We start from the raw sequence: 3,096 nt of genomic DNA, 5'->3' as shown, positions 1-3,096 counted from the left end.
CCAATCCGGAACCTAAAGCCAAGGTGTTCATGAAATACGAAGCCATGGATGACAAGAAATGGGCTCAGGTACGTTTCGACATGCGTAATCAAACTGGCCAGGCGTTAGAAAATGCGAAAATCCGTTATTATTACAAGGGCGAAGGTGAAAACGTGAATGCGGTTTCGTTCTATCCGAACGCTCCTATGAGCGTTGTCAACGATGCCGGTTCTGTATTCTATGCCGAATTCGCATTGCCGGAGGCCATTGCGGCATACGGTACGGTGTATTCTGGTCAGGGCCCCTTGATTGGCTTGCATCGTCTTACCGCGCCAAACAACTATTTCCCGTATTGGGACAAGACGGATGACCCGAGCTATCTCAATGGTGCAGAAGCCGGATATGTCGAGGCAACAGGCGTAGCCTTGCTGGATGGCGAAGGGAACTTGCTCAATGAGTTTGCTTGCTACGATGAAGACGGCCCGATGCAGAAGGCGAAAATCAAGGTTCGCGTAATGGCTAAAGACAACAGCTATGGTTCGTCTAGCGTGAGCGATATTGCGGCGTATGTCGAAAATATCGGTAACGCCCCTGTAGATGGCTTTGAGATGCGCTATTACTTTAGGGATACCGCAAAGACGGATTTGGATATTAACTGGAGTGCCTTTGCCACGAACAGTAAGGTGAATGCGGGTGGTGATTTGTACTATATTTCGTTCATGTACGATGTTATTCTGAATTCCGGTGACAAGTCCGATTATGGTAGCGGCGTTCAGTTTGCCTTGCATCATCCGAACAGGACAAATGATTTTAACGCTGCAGATGATCCCTCGCACCATAACCTGAACAATTCCGGAATGGTTGAAGCGGATTCTATAGTGGTGTTGGATAGACGTGGTAACTTGCTGTGGGGTGGAGTGCCCCAACCGAAATTCAGTGCGGAATATGTGACCAAAGAAACTTATGCAGACCTTGTGCGTAGAGATGGCGATGTCATCTATGTGGATATCGAGGAAAACGGCTACTACACCCTTGAAACGGTGAATGCCATCGGTATTCCGCTGAAGACTTTGTACAAGGGTATATGGAATGTTGGTGAACATTCTGTGACAATAGATTTGAATAGCCTGCAACCTTCTAGTTTCATTGTACTCCGTAAGGGAACAGAGATACTCTCGTGGAGTCTATTAAATTAAAAAAAAGTTAAATTTGCTTTAGAGGTTATAACAATGAAAATTAAAACAAATTTCTTGTTTATCGGTGTTGGTTTGTGGGCTTTGTTGTTAACATCGTGCTTTGAAGATAGTTCTTCTGCAAATGAACCTACCGATACCTTTGATGCAAACATTGTTTGCCCGGCAGACGGTATGAACGCCTACGGAGAACCGAATCGTGGAACTTTTACCGACGCTCGCGATGGCCAGGTTTATAAATACACGACTATCGGCAAACAGGTATGGATGGCCGAAAACCTGAAGTTCGATGCACCTTACAGTTTGTGCTACGATGAAATAGATGGATATTGCGATACATTCGGAAGGTTTTATTCGTTGCATGAAGATGCTGAAAATTTGGGTCTTTTTGACCAAGAGTTGTTAGATACAATTTGTCCTGCTGGTTGGCATGTGCCTTCTATTGAAGAGTGGACTCAATTGGCAGAAAGTATGGGTGGATTAGAAAAAGCGGCTTCTAGATTATACAGTTCCGATAGTTTTGGACCGCGCTATTTGCCGGGGAGCAATGATTGTGATTTCAGTTCATTGCCTGCTGGGTATTGGCTTATGAATGGAAATCTTTCTTTTGAATATGAACTCTCGTTATATTGGACATCTGTGGCTCATGATATGGAATTCTCTTATTCTTGTGTATTTGATTTAGATGGTTTTAATTTTGGGTGGACTCATCCTAAAATGTCCATTCGTTGCTTAAAGGATTGAATATGAAAAAACTTTTCCTTCTTCTTTTCCTAGCCACTCAATCATTTGCTCTGACTTTAGAACAGGTTAAGGTTGCTCTTAAAGAGAATGCTATACCGCAGGATTCTGTTGAGATGAATCTTCGCGTTACGGTGAAGGCACCAAGTGTGTATCAGCAGACTGATGTTTATATGGTCAAAAAAGGGACCGGTAAGAGCTACACTGAAATTAAAAGCAATTTCTTAAAAAAACGGAGCATTGTGAATAAAGGCAAGATGAAAATCGTAGATTTGAAAACAAGTAAGACTCAAATTGTGGATTACAATGAAGAATCGTTAAAATCTGAATCTTATGCTAATTTTAATCCGCTAGATTCTGGTGAATGGAGTGAACCCAAGTTTTATTCAGAAGATGTTTATACAATACAAGGTTCTGCTGGGACGATTTTTTATAACAAAAAAAAGAACCGTATTGAAAGGGTTGAGGCCGTAAAGGGGCGGGCGAATACCTTGACGACTTTTACCTATGACGCCAACAACAAAATGAAGAGAATGGAAGTGTCGGTAATTGTAAACGGTCATGAAAGTACCGTAACGACCGAATTCCTCCGTATGCAAAAGTCGAACAAGGTTCCTGATACGCTGTTTGAATTTTAGTTAAATCTGTTTGGTGAAAAAATGAAATATCAGAAACAATTCTTGCTTGCAAGTGTGGTTACGTTTATTTCGCTGTTCTCGGCTTGTTCTGACAATGGGTCATCTGCAGAAGATGTGTTTGTCGCCTCCGAAGTCTGCCCAGAAAACATGCGCGGAACTTTTACGGATGCACGAGATGGACAAGTGTACAAGTACACGACTATCGGCAATCAAGTGTGGATGGCTGAAAATTTGAGATTTGATGACGGCTCTTGGTGTGCGGAAGATACTTGCTCGTCGAAGGGACGGATTTACGGAATGCAGAATGCGCTGGTTGCATGCCCAATAGGTTGGCATTTGCCAAATCTCAATGAATGGAATGAACTTTTCAATAGCGTTGGTGGCGTTGACAGTGCCGGGCTTCGCCTTAAGGCAGCTGTCGGATGGACGCCCTTGAACCCTGGGCAGCTTTCTAATGGAACGGATGATTGCGGCTTTACTTTGCTGCCAATACCTGTTTCGGGGATTGCTAGTAACGGCCTTGGCGGAAAGAAAAATGATGGCTA

4 protein-coding genes are annotated in these 3,096 nt (G+C 43.4%); all 4 read left to right on the top strand.

Annotated elements, in window-relative coordinates; translation table 11 throughout:
- Positions 1–1,175 (top strand): hypothetical protein (locus B7988_RS15140; RefSeq protein WP_170930683.1); only part of this gene is annotated, 1,175 nt, incomplete at its 5' end.
- A gap of 33 nt (positions 1,176–1,208) precedes the next feature.
- Complete coding sequence (locus B7988_RS14720) at positions 1,209–1,916, top strand: FISUMP domain-containing protein (protein ID WP_073323672.1); 708 nt, start codon at positions 1,209–1,211, stop codon at positions 1,914–1,916.
- 2 nt (positions 1,917–1,918) lie between these two features.
- Positions 1,919–2,551 (top strand): hypothetical protein, encoded by a 633-nt coding sequence (locus B7988_RS14715; RefSeq protein ID WP_088658472.1) that lies wholly within the window; start codon positions 1,919–1,921, stop codon positions 2,549–2,551.
- Between the two features lie 21 nt (positions 2,552–2,572).
- The coding region (locus tag B7988_RS14710; RefSeq protein WP_283160537.1) for an FISUMP domain-containing protein at positions 2,573–3,096 on the top strand (524 nt) is incomplete at its 3' end.

This window comes from Fibrobacter sp. UWB1 (genome assembly GCF_002210325.1).
GTDB lineage: Bacteria > Fibrobacterota > Fibrobacteria > Fibrobacterales > Fibrobacteraceae > Fibrobacter.
Note: the sequence above shows the minus strand (reverse complement) of the source record. Positions and strands in the feature narration are given on the sequence as shown.

What these genes read in the sequence shown, in the direction of transcription:
- B7988_RS14720 (WP_073323672.1), top strand. Translation starts at nt 1,209, where the DNA reads ATGAAAATTAAAACAAATTTCTTGTTTATCGGTGTTGGTTTGTGGGCT.
- B7988_RS14715 (WP_088658472.1), top strand. Translation starts at nt 1,919, where the DNA reads ATGAAAAAACTTTTCCTTCTTCTTTTCCTAGCCACTCAATCATTTGCT.